This is a genomic window from Pontibacter virosus, assembly GCF_003096355.1.
Classification (GTDB): Bacteria; Bacteroidota; Bacteroidia; order Cytophagales; family Hymenobacteraceae; genus Pontibacter; species Pontibacter virosus.
This window is the reverse complement of record NZ_QEKI01000005.1, coordinates 87,394-112,082: the sequence shown is the minus strand read 5'-3', so window position 1 is coordinate 112,082 and position 24,689 is coordinate 87,394. Positions and strand designations below refer to the sequence as shown.

Below are 24,689 nucleotides of genomic sequence, written 5' to 3'. Positions count from 1 at the left end.
TTTTATATAATTAAACACATATATTAGAATCAATTGTTGGAAAGTTACGTATTTTTTTATTAAGCACGGGAAGCATCTTTAAATTTCGCCGTGCTGTATGCACTTTACTCTATACCTCTTTCTGCTTACGTGAGGTTGTATCCACCTAATAGTTTAATATGATTTAAATGTTTACCCCAGGGCCAGTGGTTTACCACTGCATACTTTCTTTTCTGTGTATAGTCCTGAGTTCGGTCCTGTTGGCTGCGCAGCATCTACCCGCACCATCAGGTATAGGAACAACGACTAAACCACATACCGTTGTCTACAAGCTCAAGCCACAGTCCGGCAACCAGCTGCGCATGGCCAACGGAAACCCCATGCAAAAAGCCTTGCAAAAGGTAGGAGCCAAATCAGTAGAGCAGAAGTTCCCGGGTAAAGCCCCCGCTCCTTTCGCCCGGAAAGCCCGTGTGGACCTCTCGCTTATCTACGAGCTGAAATACGACCCTTCGCACAACCTGGAAGCTGTGCAACAAGCCCTGCTGGCAACCGGCATGGTGGAGTATGTAGAGCCGCTCTACGAACGGGTGCCCCTTTACCAACCCAACGACCCCGCCTCCGACTCCACTAAAACCTCGCAGGCTTACCTGAGAAACATACAGGCTTACGGCGGTTGGGCTGTGCAAAAAGGGGACACCAACATCATAATAGGTATTCTAGACACAGGATTCAGGCTTACGCACGAGGACATTCGACAAAAAATTAAATATAATTACGACGATCCTATTGACGGTATTGATAATGACGGAGACGGACTTATTGATAATTTCTTCGGGTGGGATTTTGCAGACCGAGATAATAACCCAGATGATGACAGCCCTTACCGTGGGCATGGGGTGGGTGTAGCCGGGGCAGCGATCGGTCATGCCGACAATGGAGTAGGCATTGCAGGAGTAGGTTTTAACACCAAATTTTTGCCAGTCAAGGTTTTCCCTTCTACTGATTATGGCAGCTTCGGCGGGTACGAAGCCATTGTATACGCTGCTGACAAGGGTTGTAGTATCATTAACCTGTCATGGGGTGGTGAAGGATCCTCTAAGTTTGAACAGGACATCATCAATTATGCTGCCCTTGATCGAGATGTGGTCATTGTAGCTGCATGCGGTAATACCAACGCAAAAGTTAATATTTATCCTGCCGCTTATGAGAATGTACTCTCGGTAGGAGGGACCAACAACGATGTAAAAACCAGTGGCCAAACCTGGAATTACAAGGTGGATGTAACTGCTCCCAGTTCTGGTATTTATACTACTGCTGTCTCAAGAGATGATGCTTATAGCAGAGGATATGGCACATCTTATGCTTCTCCTCAAGTAGCAGGTGCTGCTGCTCTGGTGCGTTCTCATTTGCCTCACCTAAACGCTGTTCAGGTAATAGAGAGGCTGAGAGCTACCTCAGATAATATCTATCACCTGTCTGGTAATGCACCTTACAACGAACTACTTGGCAGAGGCCGCCTCAACGTGAAGAGAGCACTTCGGGATACCCAGGCCAAATCAGTGCGCTGTACTTCTTTCAGTGTCGTTGACAACAAAGTGGCCCAGATCGGCGATACGCTGCTTATCCACCTCAGTGTGATGAACTACCTCGACCCTACTACTGCTCTGAAATTAACTCTCACCTCAACCTCCCCTTTTATCAAGGTCCTGGATGACAACGAACTCAACATCGGTGCCATGGGCACGCTGGCGTCAAGCAATAATCACAGCAAGCCGTTTCGGTTTGTGGTGCTCCCTGATGCGCCCCACAATGCCCAGGCAACTTTCAGGGTCGGATTTACAGATGGGGCTTATGAGGACTTTCAATACTTCCAGCTACCTGTTAATCCTGATTACCTGACCCTGACGGCTAATAACCTGCACATCACCCTGAACAGCAAAGGCAACCTCGGGTACAATGGCTATAATTTCGGCCAGGGCATCGGCATTACATACAAGGGCAGCACTTCCCTGGTTTTTGAAGGTGGATTATTAGTTGCCACCGCCCCAGACCGTGTGTCGGATAACGTGCGTAACGCGAGTTGGCAAACGGACAATGACTTTGTAGCCGTTAACGCCGCCCGGCTGCGGCACAACACAGGCGAGGCAGACCAGGAGATCAGTGGCGTGATGCGCGACAAATTCCCGGCCCCTGCCCAGGCAGGTGTGCAGGTGAGTTACAAAGGTATGGCCTGGAGCGATTCGTCCGACGCAGACTATGTCATTTTAGAGTACCGCATCCGCAATGTCACCCCCGATACGATCGAAACCCTGCATGCCGGGCTGTTCGCCGACTGGAATATAACAGACGCCTACCTCAATGTGGCCGACTGGGACGAAACGCTGCAAATGGGCTATGTGTATAACATGGGACAGGCCTCGCCTTATGCCGGTATCAGTCTGCTTTCCGTTACCCCTCCTTCCTATTACGCGATCGATAACCTGTCTGGAGGCTCCTCTACTTTTGCGATTGCGGACGGCTTTAGCACGCAGGAGAAATACAGGGCGCTGTCGGGTGGCGTGGCCAGAACAAAGGCATGGGGCAGCGGCTATGGCAATGATGTGGCCCATGTTGTCGGCACTACGGCCAGCAGACTAGCACCGGGTCAGAGCCAGATGGTTTCGTTTGCCATTGTAGCCGGTGACGACCTGGAACAGCTCAGACAGAACGCCAGGGCTGCCCTCACTAAATATCAGGTCATGAAAGCCGGCCCCGCCCCTTTGGCCATCAATGACACCGTCTGTGTTGGGTCCTCGGTGAGTCTGGCCCCACAAGGTGGAGTGCGTTTTAAGTTTTACGCTGACGAGGCCAAAACAAAGCTCTTGGGTACTGGCAACAACTTCAAGCTCGCCGCACTCGACACAAGCACCGTCCTGTACGTTTGCAATGCCGACTCGTTATTCGACAGTCCACTGGTACCCTTCCGGATCGAAGTGGCCAACTCTCCAGTAGCCGGTTTCAGCATTGTGCAGCAGAAGGAAGCATTGGAGCCCAACAAGAGCGTTGACTTCCGCAATGAAAGCGAGCACGGCAACAGCTGGCAATGGGATTTCGGCAATGGCGCCACTTCCACGGAACAGCACCCCAGCTATACCTATGAGCTGCCTGGCACTTACAATGTGTCCCTAATTGTGTCGAATGCCTACAACTGTAATGAAGACACCGTCACGCAGCGGATAGAAATAAAGCAAAGCGGAACGGTAATTCCGCCACTGGACGCTCCTCAACAGTTTCAGGTATACCCGAATCCGGCTGTGTATGAACTACACGTTGCCATGCCAGCGGCTGATGCCGCACTGACCCTGTTTATGACAGACGCCATGGGCCGACGGGTTAGTCCGAAGCTAAGCAGCCGCTTGCCGCACAAGGCTATCTTTGACCTGAGCGGCCTGGCAGAAGGGCTTTACATTGTGCAGCTTACCTACGAAGACAATACCAATACGAGCCGCCTGCTGATCATCAGGCCATAGTCGGAAAATTCACGCGAGCTATACCCTGACAAAAGTAAATCTGCATTCAAACAAAAACGCCCCACTCTTTCGAGTGGGGCGTTTCTATTAATTGGCAGCTTATACTAATTAAGCGTTAGTAGACTGCTTGCTCTGCAAACGGATCAGGTTAAGTGCTGAACCAGCCTTGAACCACTCGATCTGACCTTCGTTGTAGGTATGGTTTACCATGAAAGCATCCTGCGAACCGTCTTTGTGCGTAAGCACTACTTTCAGCGGCTGGCCCGGCGTGAAGTTTTCAAGACCCAGGATATCGATGGTGTCTTTTTCTTCAATCAGGTCATAATCGGCCTTGTTGGCAAATGTAAGCGCCAGCATACCTTGCTTCTTCAGGTTAGTTTCGTGGATACGTGCGAATGACTTCACGATAACGGCACGAACACCCAGGAAGCGCGGCTCCATGGCAGCGTGCTCACGAGATGAACCCTCACCATAGTTCTCGTCACCTACTACCACAGTACCGACACTGGCAGCTTTATAAGTGCGGGCAGTTGCAGGCACGGTGTCATAGCCACGCGTCATATCGTTGTATACCTTGTTGGCTTCGCCATTGAAGGCGTTGATAGCACCAATCAGCATGTTGTTGGAAATGTTATCCAGGTGACCACGGTACTTCAACCACGGACCAGCCATGGAAATGTGGTCAGTCGTACACTTGCCCTGTGCTTTGATCAAAAGCTTCATACCTTTCAGGTCGGTGCCTTCCCATGGCTTAAAGCCTTCCAGCAACTGCAGACGGTCAGACTTCGGATCCACCACAACCTCTACGCTGCTGCCGTCTTCCGCTGGGGCTACGTAGCCTGCGTCTTCTACGGCAAAGCCTTGTGGTGGAAGCTCTATACCTCTTGGCTCATCGAGCATTACTTCTTCACCATCCGAGTTGATCAGTTTGTCAACCAGTGGGTTGAAAGTCAGGTCACCGGCAATGGCGAAAGCCGTTACGATTTCTGGCGAAGCCACGAACGCGTGCGTGTTCGGGTTACCGTCGTTACGCTTGGCAAAGTTCCGGTTGAATGATGTGATGATAGAGTTTTTGCGGGTAGGGTCGTCTGTGTGACGCGCCCACTGTCCGATGCACGGTCCGCAGGCGTTTGCCAGTACCACGCCGCCCATCTGAGCGAAGGTATCCAACAAGCCGTCACGAGCTGTGGTGAAGCGCACGAGTTCAGAACCTGGCGTGATGGTGAACTCCGCCTGTGCAACCAGTTTCTTGGATATAGCCTGCTCAGCGATAGAAGCCGAACGGGTAAGGTCTTCATAAGAAGAGTTTGTACAAGAACCAATCAGACCTACTTCCAGTTTAGCTGGCCAGTTATGCTCTTTTACAACAGCGGCGAACTGAGAAATTGGCCAGGCAGCATCCGGCGTGAACGGGCCGTTTACGTGTGGCTCCAGCGTAGACAGGTCGATCTCGATCAATTGATCGTAGAAAGCAGCTGGGTCAGCGTATACCTCGTCGTCGGCGCGCAGGTATGCTGCTACCTCGTCGGCCATTTCCACCACTTCGTCGCGGTTGGTGGCGCGCAGGTAGGCACGCATGCTGTCGTCGTAAGAGAACACCGAAGTGGTTGCACCGATTTCAGCACCCATGTTACAGATCGTGCCTTTACCCGTGCAAGACATAGACTCAGCACCTTCGCCGAAGTACTCCACGATCGCGCCTGTACCACCTTTTACGGTCAGGATACCAGCCACTTTCAGGATCACGTCTTTTGGTGAAGTCCAGCCACTCATTTTGCCGGTCAGTTTTACACCGATCACTTTCGGGAACTTCAGCTCCCAGGCCATACCGGCCATTACGTCTACGGCATCAGCACCACCAACGCCGATCGCTACCATACCCAGACCACCAGCGTTTGGTGTGTGGGAGTCCGTACCGATCATCATACCGCCTGGGAAGGCGTAGTTTTCCAGCACCACCTGGTGGATGATGCCCGCACCTGGCTTCCAGAAGCCGATGCCATATTTGTTTGATACGGAGGCAAGGAAATCATATACCTCTTTGTTTTCGCTGTAAGCGTCCTGCAAGTCCTGGTCAGCACCCACACGGGCCTGAATGAGGTGGTCGCAATGTACGGTAGAAGGCACGGCTACCTGAGGCTTTCCAGCCTGCATGAACTGAAGCAAGGCCATCTGTGCCGTTGCGTCCTGCATAGCTACCCTGTCCGGAGCAAAGTCCACATAGGTCTTGCCGCGCTCAAAAGACTGTGTCGCGTTGCCATCGTAGAGGTGCGCGTACAAGATTTTCTCTGTCAGGGTAAGCGGTCTGCCTACTGCGTTACGGGCAGCATTCACTCGCTCGGCCATCCCGGCATATACTGCCTTGATCATTCCTAAATCAAATGCCATAGTTTTGCTATTGTTATTATTTTTAATGCTTCGTTGTGAAGTTTACAAATGTACGAAATATGCGTGTTTTAGCACAACATTAGCCTCGATGAATATAACATTTCCACCGCTGTCTGTGCTATTCACTCCCATGTTTCGTATTTAACGATTCCTTCTCGTAATTTTGCCGTATGATACGCACCTATTTTAATACCCCGACAAGGCTGATTTTGTTGTTGGCTTTGTCTCTCACACAGCTATTAACTTCTTGTGGCTCTATGACATCTACTGATAACACCATCAAACCGGGGCCGTGGCGCGTTGTGCTGCAGGCACAAGGCCAGGAGATTCCATTTATCATGGAAGCCGAGGAACAGAACGGCAACACCGTGCTATACCTGGTGAATGCTGATGAGCGTATTTTGGTGGATGAGTTTCACCAGGAGGGTGACTCACTCAGAATCCGACTGCACATTTTCGACGCCGACCTGATTGCCAAGGTAGAGGGCGACAAGATGGCTGGCCGCTTCACCCGCAACGACCTGACCAAGCCCTACTCTGTTCCCTTCACAGCCGAGCATGGCAAGACCAACCGCTTCAAGGAAAATCCCGCTCCAGCCACCTTTGACTATACAGGTAAATGGGAAGTGAATTTCACCAAGAAGGACGGCAACACCTACCCGGCTATCGGTGTGTTTGAGCAAAAGGACAATCACGTAACCGGCACGTTCATCACGCAGACCGGCGATTACCGCTACCTGGAAGGACAGGTGGAAGGCAACGAGTTGAAACTGTCTACTTTTGACGGCAACCACGACTACCTGTTCACAGCCACACCAGCAGCGGACAGCACACTTAAAGGCGAGTACTTTGCCGGCCTCTACGACTATGAAACTTGGACCGCCAAACGCAACGAAAACGCTCAACTGGCCAATGCCAACGAACTGACTTTCCTGAAGCCAGGCTACGAGTCGCTGGAGTTTACATTCCCTAACCTGGAAGGAAAAAAGGTGTCGCTGTCGGATGAGAAATACAAAGGCAAGGTGGTGCTGGTGCAGCTGCTGGGCTCCTGGTGCCCGAACTGTATGGATGAAACCCAGTTTCTGGCGCCCTACTATGCCAAGAACAAAGACCGTGGCCTTGAGATCATCGGCCTTGGTTTTGAGCGCACCAAAGGCTACGAACAAGCCGTGCCACGTCTAACCAAAATGAAGGATCGCTTTGATATCGAGTACGATCTGCTTTATGCTGGTCCGGCCGATAAGGAAGCTGCTGCTCAGGCTTTGCCAGCGCTCAACCACGTTCTCTCCTTCCCTACTACTATCTTCATAGACCGCCAGGGCAAAGTGCGCAAGATCCACACCGGTTTCTCGGGTCCTGGCACCGGCCAATACTACGAGGCCTGGTTAGCGGACTTTAACAAAACGATGGACGAGCTGCTGGCTGAGAAGATTTAATTGTTGATTGTTAATTGCTGATTGTTTAATGATCAGCAGGTATAGCGAAGGCCGCTACTGGTGAAGTAGCGGCCTTTCTATTTTTAGATTTCTACCTGGCAGTATCTCTGTCTAGCCTTTTCATTACCCTTGATTTTCCATAGAGTAATTTCACAGTTTTCCCTCCTGCTGTAGGTCTGTGTTTACTCAGGTTTCCTAAGCCGCACAATCCTGAATGTGCCTCCAAAAGCAGCTGGTTCTTTGAGCTCTACTTGCAGTGAGGTATGGCTGACGATGTCGCCAATGCTGCGGTTCACATCCGAAAAAAGCGTGCTGGCAGCCTGGTTGAAGAGGCGTCGCAGCAGCGAAGGTTGCTGACCATCCGGCAGAAATTTATCGAACACCATAACGGTGCCGCCCGGCTTCAGCACCCGCTCCACTTCGCGTATACATGCCACGGGATCAGGTATAACCGCAATAATCAGGTGCAGGATGACGGCATCGAAACTGTTATCAGAGTAACTGAGTTGCTGACCGTCCATCATGTGGGCATTGACAGGTATAGCCAAGCGTTCCGCACGCGCTTTTAGTTTGGTGATCATGCCGGGTGTAATGTCGTTGGCGGTGATGTGGGTATGGCCTTGCAGGTAGGGCAGGTCGAGGCCGGTACCGGCCCCGACGATCAAGATAGCATCGTTCGGTTTGGCTTGCAGCAGCTCAATGGAGCGCTGGCGGTACTTGCGGAAAATGCGATCGGCAATCAGGTCATAAATTGGCAGGTATACCGTGTAGCGCAGCCGGTTCCAGGCGTTTGTGTTGAGACTCATTTTTCATAGGTTATTTTGTGCTCCCAAAATTACCTACGCTCCTGCCTTCTAAGCTTACATTTTTCACTCCAAAGTTTACAGATATTTTCGCTCCAGGTAAAGGTATAGCAGGTAAAACAGCGATTAATATTTGTCATCCAGACTGGCGGGAGCCATCTGAGGTCTTAAGGCTGTAGCCTCCAGTTTTCTCACTAGCGTTCGAAATAACAAAAGAGTCACGAGTCAGATCCGTCTCTGCCAGTCAGGTATAGGTATAGCTGATACTACAGACATTCGTGAGAAAGTACGCGTATCGCGAGGTTAAAACAATTTAACCATCAACAATTCAACAATTTATTTTTCCCTCTCGATGGTATAAGCAATAAGTTGCTCCAGGGAGGTGCGGGATGGGGAGGCGGGGAAGGTATGGAGAATGGCGAGTGCCTCAGCGTGGTACTGGTTCATGGCCTCAATGGTGTATTGGATACCGCCGGAGGTTTTCACGTAGTCGATCACCTGCTGCACACGCTTGTTGTCGCCGTTGTTGTTCTTTACATTGTAGATCACACGTCGTCGGGTCATCCAGTCGGCTTCGCGCAAGGCGTGGATCAGTGGCAGGGTCATCTTCTTTTCCTTGATGTCGATGCCTACGGGCTTGCCAATCTCAGCAGTGCCGTAGTCGAACAAATCGTCTTTTATCTGAAACGCGATACCCACTTTCTCGCCAAACAAACGGGCCTTCTCGATGTCCTCTTTCGAAGCGCCAGCTGAGGCGGCGCCAACGGCGCAACAGGAAGCAATAAGCGAAGCGGTCTTTTGGCGTATGATGTCGAAATACACTGACTCATCAATGTCCAGGCGGCGGGCTTTCTCGATCTGCAGCAGCTCCCCTTCGCTCATTTCCTTCACGGCATTCGACACGATCTTGAGCAACTCGTAATCATCGTTTTGCAGGGAGAGCAGCAGGCCTTTGGAGAGCAGGTAATCACCTACCAGCACGGCAATTTTGTTTTTCCAGAGGGCGTTTACAGAGAAGAAACCGCGGCGGTAATTGGCCTCGTCCACCACATCGTCGTGCACGAGGGTGGCTGTGTGCAGCAGCTCGATCAGAGCGGCCCCGCGGTAGGTAGCATCACCGATGGCGTCGCCGCGGAAAAGCTTGGCCATGAAGAACACGAACATCGGCCGCATCTGCTTGCCTTTGCGCTTCACGATATAGCCCATGATCTTATCGAGCAGCAGTACCTTGGACTTCATCGAAGTCCTGAACTTTTTCTCGAACAGCTCCATCTCCTGGGCAATGGGCGCTTGTATTTCCTTTAGGCTAATGCTCATGTGATATTCCGCAATATTACTAGGTGTGGGGGTCGTTTCCAAACAAGTATAGCAATATCAGCGTTTAAATAATCTAAGTTTAGCTCGGTGGTATACTTTGCCAACAGCACAGCCTCGTGCTGGTTTGCCGCTTGCTTAAAATAACTATATTGCCTTCTGATCACACAGCACATCTCACCATGGCAGACACACTCAAAGTAGACTTCGTGGTATACCCGGAGCACGAGCGTCCTTTCACCGCTGACGCCACCTATAACCAGGACGGCAACAAAAAGCCGCTCGTACTCTATACCCACGGTTTCAAAGGCTTCAAGGATTGGGGACATTTCAACCTGCTGGCAGAATACTTCGCAAGTCAAGGCTTTGTGTTCATCAAGTTCAACTTCTCGCACAACGGCACCAGCATCGACAACGATTCGGACCTGCACGACATGGAAGCTTTTGGGCGCAATAACTTCAGCATTGAGTTGGAAGACCTCAAGTCGCTTATCGATCTGGTGCACGACGAAGAGGGACCACTTCCCCAGAATGAATTGGACCTGAACCGCATTTACCTGATTGGACACAGCCGCGGCGGCGGATCCGTTATACTCAAGGCCGCTGAAGACACCCGCGTACGGGCCCTGGCCACCTGGGCTGCCGTGAATAATTTTGACCAGCGCTGGGACGAGCTGGAAAAGGAATCCTGGAAAAAAGAAGGTGTGCAGTGGGTGACGAATGCCCGCACAGGTATACGCATGCCGCTCTACTACCAGATCGTGGAGGATTATCTGGCCAATGTGGAGCGACTCGAAATTCCGAAAGTGATCCAAAAAATGCAACAGCCCCTGCTGATCCTGCATGGTGAAGAAGACGAAACCCTGCCCGTGCAAATGGCCCACGACCTGCATACCTGGAAGCCGGATGCCGAACTGCACCTGTTACCAGGCGCCGATCATTCTTTTGGAGGACAGCACCCCTACGAACAGGAAGTTTTGCCCACAGCAGCCAAAGCCGCAGCCGACCTCAGCATCGCCTTTTTCAACAAACATGCCTAAGCTATACCTGCTCCTGGGCGGCAACCTCGGTGACCGCCCGCTATACCTGTCCCAGGCCCGCGAACGTATTGCCGCCCAAATTGGCCCGATCGTGCAAAGCTCCTCCCTTTACGAAACCGCCGCCTGGGGTAATACCGACCAACCCGCTTTCCTGAACCAGGTACTGGAGGTGCAGACCGCACTAAGTCCCGAGCAGGTGCTGCAAGGTATAAACCAGATCGAGCTGGATTTAGGGCGCATCCGTCACGAGCACTGGGGCGCCCGCGTCATCGACATCGACATCTTGTTCTACGACCAGCTGGCCATGCAGACGCAGCGCCTGACCATTCCTCACCCGCAGCTGCACCTGCGCCGGTTCACACTCCTGCCGCTAAGCGAGATCGCACCGCAGCTGCTACACCCGGTGCTGAACCAGCCGGTAATACAGCTCCTACAGGATTGCCCTGATAAACTCCCCGTTCACCCCTACATTTCGGCTGCAGACTAAGGGCATGTAACATGGCTGTGATTTTTTCTAAAAATACCTTACTTTAAGCCTTGGCTAAGCCGTAAAAACAAAATTTTACTTATATTGTGAGTTGACTATACTTAGGAAGTATACGTGATCTGATGCGTCTGTTTTACGCCTCTCCCAAACAGCATATGAACGACCTGCTCACCATCATCACCAATGAAAAGAAAAGCCTTTTGCGGGGCTTTCTGGTTGTGTTTATACTGGTCCTTCCCTTTACATTTATACCTGCCCTTTTCAGGCAGCGTTTGCCCATGGAAACGTTTAGCCAGCAAATACCGGAAAAAGCCCTTGTTGCGGCCTTTGTAGCGTTGGGCGTCATTATCCTGCTGCTGCTAAACAACTACGAGAAGCTCCTGAAGAAAAAGCGACTGTACGACTTCCCTGCTTTCACGTCGCTTCATTTTAATGGGGCTGTTGAAGGATACAATGCCATCGTGAAGGAGATCTCGACCTACTTGTTCGGCAAAGTTGGCGATTATTTTTTCAGGGTAAATATCATCAACCCGAAGCAGCAAAATGTTCAGATCGAGCTCTCGCCACTTATCTACATAGGCCAAAACCAGGCGTTACTGGACCGGCTTATGCAAGAGCTTCATTTAAAAGAGAACCTATACCTGTCGCGTGTGATCAGCCTTCCGGAACAGCAGCTGCAGCAAAGCGATATCATCAAAAACGAGCTCCTGAAACTATCGGACGAGTTAAGCCAAATGGGAGTGATCCCAATGGCCGTGGACGAGAATGGTCGGTAGTGTATACCTAGGTGCCGTCATTGAAAGAAAGCTCATAAAAAAAGACCATTGCAGCCGAGGCCGCAATGGTCTTTTTAAATTATACCTGGAGCATTATACCACAGAGCTTACCTCCGCTGTGCGTTCGATCTTTTTCACGAGTCCCTGCAACACTTTACCCGGGCCGCACTCTACAAAGTGCGTAGCGCCATCGGCCACCATCTGCTGTACCGATTGGGTCCATCGCACAGGTGCGGTCAGCTGGCTGATCAGGTTTTGCTTGATCTCTTCCGGATCGGTATGCGGCATGGCGTCTACGTTCTGGTAGATCGGGCAAATGCCCTGGCTGAAGGTCGTTTCGTTGATGGCCTTGGCCAGTTCCACTTCTGCCGGCTTCATGAGCGGCGAGTGGAAAGCACCACCTACTGGTAGTGGCAGGGCGCGTTTGGCACCGGCTTCCTTCATTTTCTCACAGGCAATCTCTATACCTTTGTTAGAACCGGAGATCACCAACTGACCAGGGCAGTTGTAGTTAGCAGCCACTACCACTTCCCCTTCTACGGCGGCACACACCTCTTCTACTTTCGCATCTTCCAGGCCAAGAATAGCAGCCATAGTGGATGGGTTGGCTTCGCAGGCCGCCTGCATCGCCATTGCTCTTTTATACACCAGTCTCAGGCCGTCCTCAAAACTCAATACTTTGCTGGCTACCAAGGCAGAAAACTCGCCAAGCGAGTGACCGGCTACCATATCGGGGTTGAATTCCTGTGCAACAGCGGCCTGCGCCACTGAGTGCAGGAAAATGGCTGGCTGTGTTACTCTGGTCTGCTTCAGCTCCTCATCCGTGCCACTGAACATGATCTCTGTAATGTTGAACCCCAGGATCTCGTTTGCTTTGTCAAACAGCTGACGCGCTGTCTCGTGCTGCTCATACAGGTCCTTGCCCATACCCACAAACTGAGAACCCTGTCCCGGGAAAACGTATGCCTTTTTCATTCTTTATTGTTGAGTGTTTATTGTCAATTGTTAAATTGATAAATTATTGATGGTTAAATTGTTAAACAGGTAAAAAACCAGGTGTATACTGCGAGGCCCGATCTATACCTGACCTGTGCCTATACCCGCCGACCTCTTTAAGTTTTCAGGTATAGCCAACGTTCACCACTGTCTATACCTGTTCTCACCTATACCTGTCTCCAAAGTATAGAATCCAACAACACAGCCAATAACCGTTCAGCCAGGCAAAGTCCCAACAACCATTTAACCATCAACAATTTAACAATTTAATAAGCCACAAACCGGGCCCTTTCTTCGGGGCTGGGCAGCATGCAGGCTTCGTTACGGCCGGCGATGCGGTAGCGGTGTTTCGCGATGAAGCGGTACACAAAATCGCGGAAAGATAAGGGAATAAACCTAAAATAGTAAAGCACCGACCACGGAAAATTGAGATGGCGGGCAATGCGAAGGGCGGCTTCTGACTCGGTGTAGAGCTGGCCGTTTTCAAAGAAAAGAATGGAATCGGGCAGTGGATCAGGTATAAGCTGCTGCGGCACGAGCTGCTCCACCAATCCGGACTGCAAGGCAGCAAAATACAGGTTTTGCTGCTTGTTATACTTCAAGACGATCTGAATGCTGGCCTGGCAAAAGCCGCAGGTGCCATCGTAAAACACGATGGGCAAACCCTGCAGCCGGACCAGTTCCTCTTTTGTCATTAGCGTACTATTTCTACCCAGCCTTTGTACTTACTGCGGCTGCGGTTCGGTTCAATGGATATAAACTCCACCTCGGCCTCGTAATAGTAAACCCCATCCGTGAGGCGCTTACCATCGTTATCGGTGCCCGGCCAGTTGATATACGCATCTGCACTGCTTTCGTATACCTTTACACCCCATCGGTTGAATACCTTAAAGGTTGTGGAACGTATAAACGCGGCCCTCGGATCTGGCTTGAACACATCATTTTTGCCGTCAGCGTTTGGTGTGATGATGTTCGGCAACTCGAAGAAGAAGCAGTTGTCCTTACACTCTTCGTTGCTCGGCTCGCTCTCCTCCCCTGTCATGCTGGTGGCCGTCACGTAATAGCAGGCTGCAAATGACTCCAGCCCGGTATGGGTATAGGTGGTTTCTTTGGTGGTAGCGATGGCGCGGTATTCCGTCTCGCCCGGCCCTCTGAAGTATACCGTATAGAAGTCGATCTCGTCTGTGCACCCGTCTCCGATCTTCGGCACCCAGTTCAGCACATTCTGGTAAGGCGGCCGGGTTGGGTTTGCAAAGAAGGCCTCACAGTTCAGCACATCCAGGGTCAGCTCCGGCGGACAGATAACGAGCGGTAATTCCACACATACTTCCTGGCTCAGGTTCTGCAGTGGCTCCGGCAGTCCATCTATCTGATAAGTGCCCTGGGTGCGCACCACGTAACAGTAAGTTTGCCCACGCTCCAATGGCGCCGCGGCAGTGCCCATGTCCACGAAAGTACCGCTGCTAGCCGATGCCGTTACGCTTCCAACCTGAACCAGTTCACCTTCTACTACCCTGAAAATCTGGTGCTCGAGCACTTCATTTCGCCATGGCACATTATAAGTCCAGTTGAGCGACACAGCCAGTTCATCGCCCGTACTCTGGGCCTCAGCTGCCAGTCGCACGCTGGAGGCCGAAGTCGAATCGCGCAGTACATTCGGTGTTGGGCCGCCCGGTGCACGCGTACTGTAAAACTCAAGTTTATACCGGTAGGCGTTTGCCTCGGTATTCAGCCCGCTGTTCACATATACCGTATCGCTCAGTCTGCGTGAGGAGAACACCTGCTGATAAGCCCCTCCCGACTCCTGCCCTACTTTGCGGTATAGCCTGTACTCAAACGGAGGATTCAGGCGCTCAATGCCTGCGCCAGGCTGCGTCCAGCGAACGGTGATCTGCCCATTGGTTGCATCGGTGCGGTCCACTGTTACATTCGTAATGTAAGGTATGTCACGCTCCAGCACGACACAGGCCTCCAACGATGCTATACTTTGTCCGCCGGCAGGTCTTGGGAACTCTGCATAAATTACATAGCAATACTCTGCCCCGGCGGTTAGTCCTTGGCCGTTGTTATTGTCTAAAAACTCCGTTGCTTCCTTGCCTACTTCGCCGATCAGTACAAAACCCGTACTGGCAGGAACACCGGTTTCGCAAGGCCCTGGTCGCCAGCCCGATGGCCCCTCCCGCCTGTAAATGCGGATGGTAGAGGCATTCTGGCAGATGTAGCTGTCCCAGGTCAGGCGAACAGAACGGTCTTCGCCAGTGGCCAGCAGGTTCTGCGGAGCCGGACCGATGACCGTGATGCGGTAAGGCTGCAAGTCAGCCAGTTGCCTGGAAGGTGGAGGCGGGTTATCTTCAGCTCTGAAAATTAGTTGGTATGGGTTAGCGCGCACATCGTTGCAGGAAGTGTTCCATACCAATTGCCCGGCGGCGCGCCCCGGTTGGTTGACAGTCCCTCTGAAAGTAGCCGGAGGCAGTATGCCACCCGTACCCGGTACCGTTAGATTGATCAAATGGCCATCCGGGTCGGTAGCCGTGATGGTGGTGCGCAGCGTTTCGCCAGCCACGATACAGGTGTCACGGGGCACCAGCACCGGTGGGCGGTTGCGGGCATCGACTACCAGGATCTGCATGTCGCGCACGACCGTGCTGATCAGCACAGGGGCAGCTCCTGTTGTACGCCATTCCTCTACCACAAAGGCCACGTTATATTCTCCCAGTCGGCAGGGGGCATCCCAGGTGAGTTGCCCGGTAATGGGGTCGAGGGTAAAAGTCGAAGGTCCGGTGTTAGTGGAGTTGCGGCAGTTATCAACTGTATGCGGATCGCGGTAGCCGGGCACGTTGGTGATCGTGCCGGTTTGCTGGTTGCGGTGCTGCGGCTGTATCAGGCGGTAGGCAAGGCTGTCGCCGTCAGCATCGATCGCTCCCGGGTTATGCACCCAACGCTCACCGGCAGTTGCTTCATCAATTGGGGCCACCTGCAGTATGGGTGTACTATTCAGGCCCCGGAGCGGGTTAATCGATATCGTCGTGGAGATGGCAAAGGTCAGCTGATCGGTTGGGGCGGCCATGTTCAGGATCCCCCCGTTCCGGTTCTCACCTACCCATGTTACGGTATAGGTACCGTTGGCCGGAAAGGTATACTCCCACTCAAAAACCTCGCGGTCTACATCTGGTTTAATGTTTGTTACGGACAGGCGTTCTACCCGAACTGTCTGCCCATCCCCCATCGTGATGAACACAAAGGGGTCATCGGCTGTGGAGGAGGTTTTGGTGTACATCACCATGGTGAAAAAGAACTTTCGGGGGTTCGGATTAGGGCCAGTGTCCCGACGGGCGGTGATGTCCCCTGCCCGGATGTGAGTAGCCTGCGCCTCGTTCGCATATCCCAACAACAACATCAATACCAACAGCACAAGGCGGCCAGGCAAGCAACAGCTCAAGCGTAAACTATTTGGCATAAGCGTAGAGTTAGATTTGGCGCTGAACAAAGGTAAAATGAAAACTGAATTTTTACCTTTTTATTATCAACAAAAGCGAGAAAAGTAGGTTTATAATATATGGTTTTCAGTCCTACGCATTGCAATTTAGATTGATTCAAAATATGCTATTTAATTGTTTTATACAGGCTCCGCTTGTACCTTTGGGCATTAAAAAGCATTCATTACTTAACCTTCTAACAAATACAGATGAATTGGTTTACTAAAACGTTTTCCAGTACAATCGGCCGCAAACTCATCATGTCTATCACAGGTCTTTTCCTGTGCTCTTTCCTGGTGGTGCACCTGGTAGGTAACCTCACGCTCTTCTACCAGGACGGTGGCGATGCCTTTAATACCTACTCCCATTTTATGGCTAACAATCCGGTTATCCGTACAATGGAAATAGTGCTGGTACTCGGATTCTTGTTCCACATCTACGACGCCATTGTGCTGACCCGCCGCAACAAGGCCGCGCGCCCTGTCGGTTACGCAGAGAATCACCCTCAGGAAAACTCTAACTGGTCTTCACGTAACATGGGTCTGCTGGGCACTATTATCCTTATTTTCCTGCTCGTACACTTATGGAATTTCTTTGTGCCGGCTCGCTTTGGTGAGTTAGAGGGTGTTCCGAATAAGGAGTATTTGAACCTGTACAGTGAAGTGGCCTATGCGTTTAAGAACCCGATCTACGTAGCCCTCTATGTTATCTCGATGGTCGCTTTGGCTTTCCACCTGATCCATGGTTTTCAGAGTGCTTTCCAGTCGCTTGGCCTTACGCACAGAAAATACACGCCGTTCATCAAGACGTTTGGCGTTGCTTTCTCTGTCCTCATCAGCCTGGGTTTCGCGATTATTCCGCTCTACTTCTTTTTCTTCGTTAACATGTAATTTAAGCTAGTAAAGTTACTATGATATTAGATTCAAGAATCCCCGAAGGGCCTTTGGCTGAGAAGTGGGACAAGCATAAATTCAATGTGAAGCTGGTGAACCCAGCCAATAAACGCAAATACGACATTATTGTAGTAGGTACTGGCCTTGCCGGTGCTTCTGCCGCTGCCACACTCGGCGAACTGGGCTATAACGTGAAGGCGTTCTGTTTCCAGGACTCCCCACGCCGTGCGCACTCGATCGCTGCACAGGGTGGTATCAACGCCGCTAAAAACTACCAAAACGACGGCGACTCGATCTTCCGTCTGTTCTACGACACCATTAAAGGTGGTGACTACCGCGCACGTGAGGCTAACGTGTATCGCCTGGCGCAGGTGTCAGTTGACATCATTGACCAGTGCGTGGCGCAGGGTGTTCCTTTCGCCCGTGAATACGGCGGATTGCTGGCCAACCGTTCATTCGGTGGTGCGCAGGTATCGCGTACGTTCTACGCCCGTGGCCAAACCGGACAGCAGTTGTTGCTGGGTGCATACTCTGCCCTGAACCGTCAGATTGCCTACGGTAAGGTGAAGATGTTCCCACGCACCGAAATGCTGGACCTGGTCATGGTGGACGGCAAAGCCCGCGGTATCGTGGTACGTAACCTGATCACAGGTAAAGTGGAATCGCACAGCGCACACGCTGTGGTGCTGGCAACAGGCGGTTATGGCAACGTATTCTTCCTTTCTACCAACGCAATGGGCTCTAACGCTACAGCAGCCTGGAGAGCGCACAAGAAAGGTGCTTTGTTCGCCAACCCTTGCTTCACCCAGATTCACCCTACCTGTATACCAGTATCCGGAGAGTACCAGTCCAAACTGACGCTGATGTCAGAATCGCTGCGTAACGACGGACGTGTGTGGGTACCTAAAACGGTTGAAATTGCCCAGCGTCTGCGCAAGGGTGAGATTTCGGTGAACGACATAAAAGAAGAAGACCGCGACTACTACCTGGAGCGTAAGTATCCTGCTTTCGGTAACCTGGTGCCACGCGACGTGGCTTCGCGTAACGCGAAACTGATGTGTGACGAGGGACGTGGCGTGGGTTCTTCTGGCCTGGCCGTATACCTGGACTTCGCTGACGCCATCAAGCGTGAAGGCCAGCCTGCGATCGCAGCCAAGTATGGTAACCTGTTCGAGATGTATGCCAAGATCACGGATGAGAACCCGTACGAAAAGCCAATGCGCATCTACCCTGCCGTACACTATACAATGGGTGGCCTGTGGGTAGATTACAACCTGATGACCAACATACCGGGTCTGTACGCAACGGGCGAGTGTAACTTCTCTGACCACGGTGCTAACCGCCTCGGTGCTTCGGCACTGATGCAGGGTCTGGCAGACGGCTACTTTGTGATACCTTACACGATCGGTGACTACCTGGCGCAAACGCCTTACGATAAAGTGAGCGTAGACCACCCTGCCTTTAAAGAAGCTGAGCAGAACGTGAAAGCCACGACAGACCGTCTTCTTTCTATTAAAGGAAACCGCACGGTGGATGACTTCCACAAGGCGCTTGGACTGATCATGTGGGACTATTGCGGTATGGCCCGTAATGCTGAAGGCCTTCAGTTTGCCAAGCAGGAAATCCGCAAGCTGCGCGACGAGTTCTGGCAGAACGTGAAAGTGACGGGTGTTAACGAAGAACTAAACCAGACACTGGAGAAAGCGCACCGCGTGGCTGACTTCCTGGAACTGGGCGAGCTGATGGTAGACGACGCTCTGCACAGAAACGAGTCTTGTGGCGGTCACTTCCGCGAGGAATACCAGACGCCGGAGAACGAAGCCCTGCGTGACGATGAGAACTTTGCCTATGTGGCAGCCTGGGAGTATGCCGGCACCAGCGGGCAGCCGATCCTGCATAAGGAAGAGCTGAAGTTCGAAAACGTGAAGCTGACGCAACGTAGCTACAAGTAATGATTAATTAATAATTAGGAATGAGTAATAGGCCTAGCAAAGGGCAATTAGAAATTCTTAATTCATGATTCTTAATTCGTAATTGATAAAGAAATGGCTGGAAGTAATCCAAATGCTAAACCAATGGACCTCACATTGAAGATTTGGCGCCAAAAAGATAAAAACTCTGCAGGTCAGCTGGTAACCTACCCACTTAAGAACATATCCCCGGATATGTCTTTCCTGGAGATGCTGGACGTGCTGAACGAAGAACTACTGGTAGCAGGTCAGGAGCCTGTTGCCTTCGACCACGACTGCCGAGAAGGTATATGCGGTATGTGCAGCTTGTTCATCAACGGCCGTGCACACGGTCCGGAGCGTGGCACCACCACGTGCCAGTTGCACATGCGTCACTTCAACCACGGCGATACCATCACGATCGAACCTTGGAGAGCGGCCGCATTCCCGGTACACAAAGACCTGATCGTAGACCGTTCTGCCTTTGACCGCATTCAACAGGCGGGTGGTTACGTGTCTGTGAACACAGGCGGCGTGCCAGACGCAAACGAGATTGCTATACCTAAGACAATCGCTGACAAGGCGTTTGACGCAGCTACCTGTATTGGTTGTGGCGCTTGCGTAGCGGCTTGCAAAAACGCCTCTGCCATGCTGTTCGTGAGCGCGAAGGTATCGCAGCTGGCCATGCTGCCTCAGGGCAAAGTAGAAGCTAAAACACGCGTTGAGAACATGGTGGCTCAGATGGACGTGGAAGGCTTTGGTGCCTGCTCTAACATAGGTGCTTGTGCTGCTGAGTGCCCTGTAGGCATTTCGCTGGATAACATTGCCATGATGAACCGTGAGTACCTGGGCGCAAAGGCTACCTCCGACAACGTATAGTTAACCTGATTCTACTAAGCTTTAAAGGCGAGACAGGAAACTGTTCTCGCCTTTTGCTTTTATATTCGCACAATTATTCTGATATCCACATCAACTTGCAAACAGTAGCAACTGGCGGCTGTTTATACGAAAACACCTACATCCAACCATGATCACCATTATAACGGGCACAAACAGACCATCCTCCAACTCCAGAGCCGTAGCTAACCTATATGCCAGACTGTTGGATGAACGCCGGATAGAAAGCCAGATACTGGACCTGGCCGACCTCCCCGCCGACTTTACGACTACCGCTCTCTACGACAACATAGGCACAAACCAGACCTTTAATGAACTAAGCGCTGTTATTGGTGATTCAGAAAAGTTTGTGTTCATCGTACCAGAATACAACGGATCTTTCCCTGGCGTGCTGAAGGCTTTTATAGACGGCCTCTCCTATCCGAACACTTTTCGCAACAAGAAGGCGGCCCTGGTAGGTTTGTCTTCTGGCGTACAAGGCAGCGGTCTGGCCATGAGTCACCTGACGGATATCTTTAATTACCTGGGGATGCACGTGTTGGCACTTAAGCCCCGACTCGCCCAGATCGAGAAAAATTTTGATGGTACTGCCATCACAAACGAGCTATACCTGGAGTTACTGAATCAGCAGATTGATCAGTTTATCCATTTCTAAGTGCATAGCTATACCTAATATTGAGCTACAAATGCACTACCATCTTTTACTCGTAGTACTGGTTAATCTGGCAGTTGTTGTTACGCTGGTTTACAAGGTATGGACTGGCAATGACAAGGCTCCAGTCCTATTTATAATTCGGCTATACCCTGCTTCTAATCGCAAACCTGGCTCTCTGGACTATACTTAAGGCCTTGCGACTGCCTGCATCTAGCATATACCTGCATGCTGTAAAGCTCCTGATACTTCTGCTTATACCTACTATTGTGGTTTCAAGCCTATTCTAGTCAAGCTGTGGAAGCACAGGTTAGAAAATTATGATTTTTTGTGAAGGCTAGGTATTTTAAGGATGCAGGTATAGGTATTGAACAAGTAAGGTCTAAAGCAAAAGAGCCCGCAATAGTTGCGGGCTCTTTACATTATTAGAAAACAGGATAAATGATTAGTCTACATTGTCATGCAGGAAACGGTTGTCGCCCAGTATCTCGTTGTCATCGTTCAGGTTGAAACGGGATATGTTGCGCTCGGAAGAGTGCGCCACTGAATCCAGAGCCACGTTGCGGCGCAGGTAAGCCGGCACATCCATTTTTTCTTTCATCGCTTCGCTCGTCGTCATATCAGTGCTCAGCATTTTCAGGCGCTCACGGCGCTCAATGGCTTTTTGCCTCATCAGCTCACGCTCAGCTTCCACGCGCTTGGCTTCCCGAGTCGCATAGTCTTCCTGCTGCTGCGCACCAGATCCGTTGCCGAACTCCTGTGTAGCAGAGCCCTCCAGGTTAAAAACGCGACGCTGCGGTTGCTGTGCTGGCTGCTGTGGCTGAGGCGCCTGTGGCTGCTGGTACTGCTGTTGCTGCGGGGCCTGTGGCTGAACAGGTTGTTGCGGCTGCTCCACCATCGGACGGCGAATCTCGAACTGCTGCTGCACAGGCTGCGGCGGCTGAGGTGTAGCGACAGGCGCTACCACAGGCTCAGGCACGAAGTTCACCATTTTAGGCTGCTCCGGCTTGGCTGGCTCAGCTACCTCAATTTTTTTTTGGCTCTCCAGGTCAAAGACTGTTTTTTTTGGCTCGATGATCGCTTCAGCAGTGCTGGCGAAACCAGTGGCGATTACCGTCACGCGGATGCTCTGACCCAGCGAAGAGTCGATACCGTGACCAAAAATTACCTCTGCCTCCTGGCCGGCTTTGTCCTGGATGTATTCAGTGATCTCAGTCAACTCATCCATTTCCAGTTCAGCCTGGTCACCAGACATAATAGAAAGAAGGATTTTCTGAGCACCGTGAATATCGGTGTTGTTTAGCAATGGAGAAGAAAGCGCCTCTTCAGCAGCTCGGAGCGCACGCCCCTCGCCTTCTGTCGTTGCAGAACCCATCACTGCAGCTCCAGAATCTTTCATAACCGTTTTCACGTCTTCGAAGTCGACGTTGATCTCGGCTGTAACGGTAATGATTTCAGCAATAGATTTAGCGGCTGTGGTCAGCACGTTGTCGGCCTTCGCGAAAGCCTCACGGATCGCCAGGTTACCGAACATCTCACGCAGCTTGTCATTGAGGATAACGAGTATCGTGTCGCAGTTTTCGCTCAGTTCTTTGATACCGTTTTCAGCGGCGATCTTTTTCTTTCTGCCTTCGAAAGCAAATGGTGCCGTTACGATACCTACCGTTAAGATACCCAGTTCTTTCGCAACTTTAGCAATAACAGGAGCCGCACCAGTACCAGTACCACCGCCCATACCGGCTGTGATAAACACCATTTTAGTATCGTTGCTGAGTAGCTCACGTATTTCTTCCTTGCTTTCGAGGGCGGCGTGCTTTCCTTTTTCAGGGTTGGCTCCGGCTCCCAGACCTTCAGTCAGGTTCAGGCCAATCTGGAGTCTGTTGGGCACACTGCTGCTTTTCAAGGCCTGCATATCCGTGTTGCAAATCACAAACTCTACGTCCTTGATACCTTGGCCGTACATGAAGTTCACCGCGTTGCTGCCTCCACCTCCGACGCCAATCACCTTGATGATGGACTTGCCGCTTGCCGGCAGGTCAAAACTGTACATTGATGTCATGCTAAAATCTCCTGCTATTATGGGTTTCTAATAATTATGCTTCTAACTAATCGATATCGTCCGACAAAAGTCCTTTGAGTCTGTCGAGCAATCTCTTGCTGCTGCCTTCTTTGTTGGCAGTTTTGGTTACTACTTTATTGTATACTTCCTGTTGCTGCACTTCCACATGCTTCTCCTCGCGCTGGTCAAGCGACTGATAGCCGGCCAGCACCAGGCCAACGCCTGTTGCGTGCATCGGGCTCTTCACCGCATCGATCTTCGACTTGCCCAGGTGCTCGTTCGGGTAGCCAATGCGGGTATCCATGCCGGTGATGTACTCTACCAACTGCACCAGGTTCTGGAGCTGAGCGCCGCCACCTGTGATCACGATACCTGCCGCCAGGCTGTTGCTATACCCTGAGCGAACAATCTCTGAGTAGATCAGCTCTACGATCTCTTCCATTCTCGCCTCAATGATATAGGCCAGGTTCTTCAAAGAGATTTCCTTTGGCGTACGATCACGCAGGCCAGGTATGGAAACGATCTCGTTATCGGAAGCCTCGTCAGCAATCGCCTTGCCAAACTTCACTTTCAGCTGCTCCGCCTGGTTCTGCATCACCATGCAGCCCTGTTTGATGTCAGACGTGATGATATTACCACCGAAAGGAAGAACTGCCGTATGGCGGATAATATTGTCTTTGAAGATAGCAAGATCAGTCGTACCGCCGCCAATGTCCACCAGTGCCACGCCTGCTTCCTTCTCCTCATCGCTGAGCACCGACATGCTTGAGGCAAGCGGCTCCAGGATCAGGTTGTCAATTTCCAGTCCGGCACGGGCAATGCATTTGTTGATGTTGCTGATCGCGTTGGATTGTGCGGTGATGATGTGGAAGTTGCCCTCCAGACGCACACCCGACATACCTACCGGATCAGTAATCCCTTCTTCATAGTCCACCTTGTACTCCTGCGGCATCACGTGGATGATCTCGCTGCCAGGAGGAGTCACCAAGCGGTACATGTCGTTTGTCAGACGATTCACATCGTCCACCGTAATCTCATCGTCGGTCATCTGACGCGTGATGCTGCCATTGTGCTGCAGGCTCTTGATGTGCTGGCCGGCAATGCCCACGTTCACTACCTTGATGTTGATGCTCGCCTGATCTTCGGCCTGCTGAACTGCTTTCCTGATCGCCTCCACAGTTTTGTCGATATTGCTGACAATACCGCGCACCACCCCTTCCGAGATGGCTTTGCCCATCCCAAGAATTTCCAGCTTTCCATACTCATTCTTCCGACCAACAAGTGCGCAAACTTTGGTTGTGCCGATGTCCAAGCCTACTACAATTTTGTCGTTCTGCATATGCTGTATATGTTATTCACAAATTATCTGATCTTCGTATTCCACATTGACTCTCTTATATTTATCCCAGCCCATCACGGGTAGTACTTCTTTATAAAAGACCATCAACTTCTTAAATTTCTGTTCCGCTTCGTCCGGTTTTCCAAACTCAATGGTGTGCTCCCCTACCTGTGGCAGGAAAGATATTCGGCCCTTCTCATCGATATGCATCTGGGCTAACTGGGCTTTCCAAAACTGATCGGTTTCAATGAAACGCAGCAAGGAAAGATAGGCCTGGCCTGTAGAGTCCTGAAAGAAATCCCGGCCGAACGGTCTGCTGGACTGGGTCTTCGTAATAGGTATGACACGAGCGGTGTATCTTTCGGAAAGGGGCAGCATATTACCCTCTGCGTCGATGTAGACATCCTGATCTGGTCGTATAATTCTAGCTATAGGCCTGTTTTGCTTTATGCTTACTTGTATGTTGCCGTCCAATGCTTTGAACACCTCTGCCTCTTTCACAAAGCTGTGCGCTTCAATGCGCTTCTCCAGGTTCTTGAGGTCGATCTGCTGGTTGGGCAAACCTTCCAGTTTTCGCTCTCCCTCCCGGGTTAAAAGGTCTCTTACTTCCTCTTCCCCAATAAAGTAATTATTGTACTCATTATCAATTGTTATTGACACTTTCTCACACTTTTTTTCATTTTGGCGAGAGGAAGC

General features: G+C 51.3%; 18 protein-coding genes. 9 read left to right on the top strand and 9 right to left on the bottom strand.

All coding sequences use genetic code 11. The annotated features are described in order from the left end of the window. The first annotated feature begins 239 nt into the window (after positions 1–239). Entirely contained in the window at positions 240–3,488 is a 3,249-nt protein-coding gene (locus tag C8E01_RS22105; RefSeq protein WP_317046901.1) for a S8 family serine peptidase, read from the top strand. 108 nt (positions 3,489–3,596) lie between these two features. Here C8E01_RS22105 and C8E01_RS09450 read toward each other — a convergent pair whose 3' ends face one another. Then, on the bottom strand, positions 3,597–5,876 hold the full coding sequence (locus C8E01_RS09450; protein WP_116543126.1) for an aconitate hydratase: 2,280 nt from the start codon (positions 5,874–5,876) through the stop codon (positions 3,597–3,599). A gap of 257 nt (positions 5,877–6,133) precedes the next feature. Here C8E01_RS09450 and C8E01_RS09445 point away from each other — a divergent pair, with 257 nt between their 5' ends. Further along, a complete protein-coding gene (locus tag C8E01_RS09445) occupies positions 6,134–7,312 on the top strand; it encodes a peroxiredoxin family protein (RefSeq protein WP_116543125.1) in 1,179 nt (392 codons plus the stop codon). Positions 7,313–7,494: 182 nt separating this feature from the next. Here the strand turns inward: C8E01_RS09445 and C8E01_RS09440 are convergent, their stop codons facing one another. Together C8E01_RS09440 and C8E01_RS09435 are read right to left on the bottom strand one after the other, a co-directional pair. Continuing rightward, positions 7,495–8,118: a class I SAM-dependent methyltransferase gene (locus C8E01_RS09440; RefSeq protein ID WP_116543124.1), complete on the bottom strand. Its 624-nt coding sequence runs from the start codon at positions 8,116–8,118 to the stop codon at positions 7,495–7,497. 333 nt (positions 8,119–8,451) lie between these two features. Next, a complete protein-coding gene (locus C8E01_RS09435; protein ID WP_116543123.1) occupies positions 8,452–9,432 on the bottom strand; it encodes a polyprenyl synthetase family protein in 981 nt (326 codons plus the stop codon). 179 nt (positions 9,433–9,611) lie between these two features. Between C8E01_RS09435 and C8E01_RS09430 the strand changes: the two genes are divergently transcribed. From C8E01_RS09430 to C8E01_RS09420, 3 genes are all read left to right on the top strand, one after another. Beyond that, the gene (locus tag C8E01_RS09430) at positions 9,612–10,469 is read left to right on the top strand and encodes an alpha/beta hydrolase family protein (RefSeq protein ID WP_116543122.1); all 858 of its coding nucleotides are present in this window, start codon (positions 9,612–9,614) and stop codon (positions 10,467–10,469) included. Continuing rightward, entirely contained in the window at positions 10,462–10,956 is a 495-nt protein-coding gene (gene folK / locus C8E01_RS09425) for a 2-amino-4-hydroxy-6-hydroxymethyldihydropteridine diphosphokinase (RefSeq protein WP_116543121.1), read from the top strand. Before C8E01_RS09430 ends, folK begins: the two co-directional genes overlap by 8 nt. Positions 10,957–11,078: 122 nt before the next feature. Next, positions 11,079–11,732, top strand: coding sequence for a hypothetical protein (locus tag C8E01_RS09420; protein ID WP_243409505.1), 654 nt, complete (start codon positions 11,079–11,081; stop codon positions 11,730–11,732). Between the two features lie 93 nt (positions 11,733–11,825). On the opposite strand, the gene fabD is transcribed toward C8E01_RS09420, so the two are convergent. From fabD to C8E01_RS09405, 3 genes are all read right to left on the bottom strand, one after another. Further along, on the bottom strand, positions 11,826–12,707 hold the full coding sequence (fabD, locus tag C8E01_RS09415) for an ACP S-malonyltransferase (RefSeq protein ID WP_116543120.1): 882 nt from the start codon (positions 12,705–12,707) through the stop codon (positions 11,826–11,828). Between the two features lie 287 nt (positions 12,708–12,994). Then, positions 12,995–13,423, bottom strand: a complete 429-nt coding sequence (locus tag C8E01_RS09410) for a thiol-disulfide oxidoreductase DCC family protein (protein ID WP_116543119.1) — start codon at positions 13,421–13,423, stop codon at positions 12,995–12,997. Continuing rightward, positions 13,423–16,155: a T9SS type B sorting domain-containing protein gene (locus tag C8E01_RS09405; RefSeq protein ID WP_116543118.1), complete on the bottom strand. Its 2,733-nt coding sequence runs from the start codon at positions 16,153–16,155 to the stop codon at positions 13,423–13,425. The genes C8E01_RS09410 and C8E01_RS09405 overlap by 1 nt, the downstream gene beginning before the upstream one ends. 258 nt (positions 16,156–16,413) lie before the next feature. Here C8E01_RS09405 and C8E01_RS09400 point away from each other — a divergent pair, with 258 nt between their 5' ends. From C8E01_RS09400 to C8E01_RS09385, 4 genes are all read left to right on the top strand, one after another. Beyond that, positions 16,414–17,094 (top strand): succinate dehydrogenase cytochrome b subunit, encoded by a 681-nt coding sequence (locus C8E01_RS09400; protein WP_116543117.1) that lies wholly within the window; start codon positions 16,414–16,416, stop codon positions 17,092–17,094. Positions 17,095–17,114: 20 nt separating this feature from the next. Next, entirely contained in the window at positions 17,115–19,049 is a 1,935-nt protein-coding gene (locus C8E01_RS09395) for a fumarate reductase/succinate dehydrogenase flavoprotein subunit (protein WP_116543116.1), read from the top strand. A 123-nt stretch (positions 19,050–19,172) separates the two neighbouring features. Beyond that, positions 19,173–19,925 (top strand): succinate dehydrogenase/fumarate reductase iron-sulfur subunit, encoded by a 753-nt coding sequence (locus tag C8E01_RS09390; protein WP_116543115.1) that lies wholly within the window; start codon positions 19,173–19,175, stop codon positions 19,923–19,925. Positions 19,926–20,073: 148 nt separating this feature from the next. Next, entirely contained in the window at positions 20,074–20,598 is a 525-nt protein-coding gene (locus tag C8E01_RS09385; RefSeq protein ID WP_116543114.1) for an NADPH-dependent FMN reductase, read from the top strand. A 442-nt stretch (positions 20,599–21,040) separates the two neighbouring features. Here the strand turns inward: C8E01_RS09385 and ftsZ are convergent, their stop codons facing one another. From ftsZ to C8E01_RS09370, 3 genes are read right to left on the bottom strand one after another with little or no spacing between them, the layout of a single operon-like run. Next, entirely contained in the window at positions 21,041–22,654 is a 1,614-nt protein-coding gene (gene ftsZ / locus C8E01_RS09380) for a cell division protein FtsZ (protein WP_116543113.1), read from the bottom strand. A 46-nt stretch (positions 22,655–22,700) separates the two neighbouring features. Continuing rightward, positions 22,701–23,993 carry a cell division protein FtsA gene (ftsA, locus tag C8E01_RS09375; RefSeq protein ID WP_116543112.1) on the bottom strand — a complete coding sequence of 431 codons (1,293 nt, stop codon included), beginning with the start codon at positions 23,991–23,993 and terminating at the stop codon, positions 22,701–22,703. 12 nt (positions 23,994–24,005) lie between these two features. Beyond that, a complete protein-coding gene (locus C8E01_RS09370; RefSeq protein WP_243409504.1) occupies positions 24,006–24,653 on the bottom strand; it encodes a cell division protein FtsQ/DivIB in 648 nt (215 codons plus the stop codon). Between the last annotated feature and the right edge of the window lie 36 nt (positions 24,654–24,689).

Bases quoted from the DNA above. Each gene is read 5' to 3' on its own strand.
- C8E01_RS09445 (WP_116543125.1), top strand. From the start codon at position 6,134: ATGACATCTACTGATAACACCATCAAACCGGGGCCGTGGCGCGTTGTG.
- C8E01_RS09435 (WP_116543123.1), bottom strand. From the start codon at position 9,432: ATGAGCATTAGCCTAAAGGAAATACAAGCGCCCATTGCCCAGGAGATG.
- C8E01_RS09450 (WP_116543126.1), bottom strand. From the start codon at position 5,876: ATGGCATTTGATTTAGGAATGATCAAGGCAGTATATGCCGGGATGGCC.
- folK (WP_116543121.1), top strand. From the start codon at position 10,462: ATGCCTAAGCTATACCTGCTCCTGGGCGGCAACCTCGGTGACCGCCCG.
- C8E01_RS09385 (WP_116543114.1), top strand. From the start codon at position 20,074: ATGATCACCATTATAACGGGCACAAACAGACCATCCTCCAACTCCAGA.
- ftsA (WP_116543112.1), bottom strand. From the start codon at position 23,993: ATGCAGAACGACAAAATTGTAGTAGGCTTGGACATCGGCACAACCAAA.
- fabD (WP_116543120.1), bottom strand. From the start codon at position 12,707: ATGAAAAAGGCATACGTTTTCCCGGGACAGGGTTCTCAGTTTGTGGGT.
- C8E01_RS09400 (WP_116543117.1), top strand. From the start codon at position 16,414: ATGAATTGGTTTACTAAAACGTTTTCCAGTACAATCGGCCGCAAACTC.
- C8E01_RS09390 (WP_116543115.1), top strand. From the start codon at position 19,173: ATGGACCTCACATTGAAGATTTGGCGCCAAAAAGATAAAAACTCTGCA.
- C8E01_RS09440 (WP_116543124.1), bottom strand. From the start codon at position 8,118: ATGAGTCTCAACACAAACGCCTGGAACCGGCTGCGCTACACGGTATAC.
- ftsZ (WP_116543113.1), bottom strand. From the start codon at position 22,654: ATGACATCAATGTACAGTTTTGACCTGCCGGCAAGCGGCAAGTCCATC.
- C8E01_RS09430 (WP_116543122.1), top strand. From the start codon at position 9,612: ATGGCAGACACACTCAAAGTAGACTTCGTGGTATACCCGGAGCACGAG.
- C8E01_RS09420 (WP_243409505.1), top strand. From the start codon at position 11,079: ATGCGTCTGTTTTACGCCTCTCCCAAACAGCATATGAACGACCTGCTC.
- C8E01_RS09395 (WP_116543116.1), top strand. From the start codon at position 17,115: ATGATATTAGATTCAAGAATCCCCGAAGGGCCTTTGGCTGAGAAGTGG.
- C8E01_RS09410 (WP_116543119.1), bottom strand. From the start codon at position 13,423: ATGACAAAAGAGGAACTGGTCCGGCTGCAGGGTTTGCCCATCGTGTTT.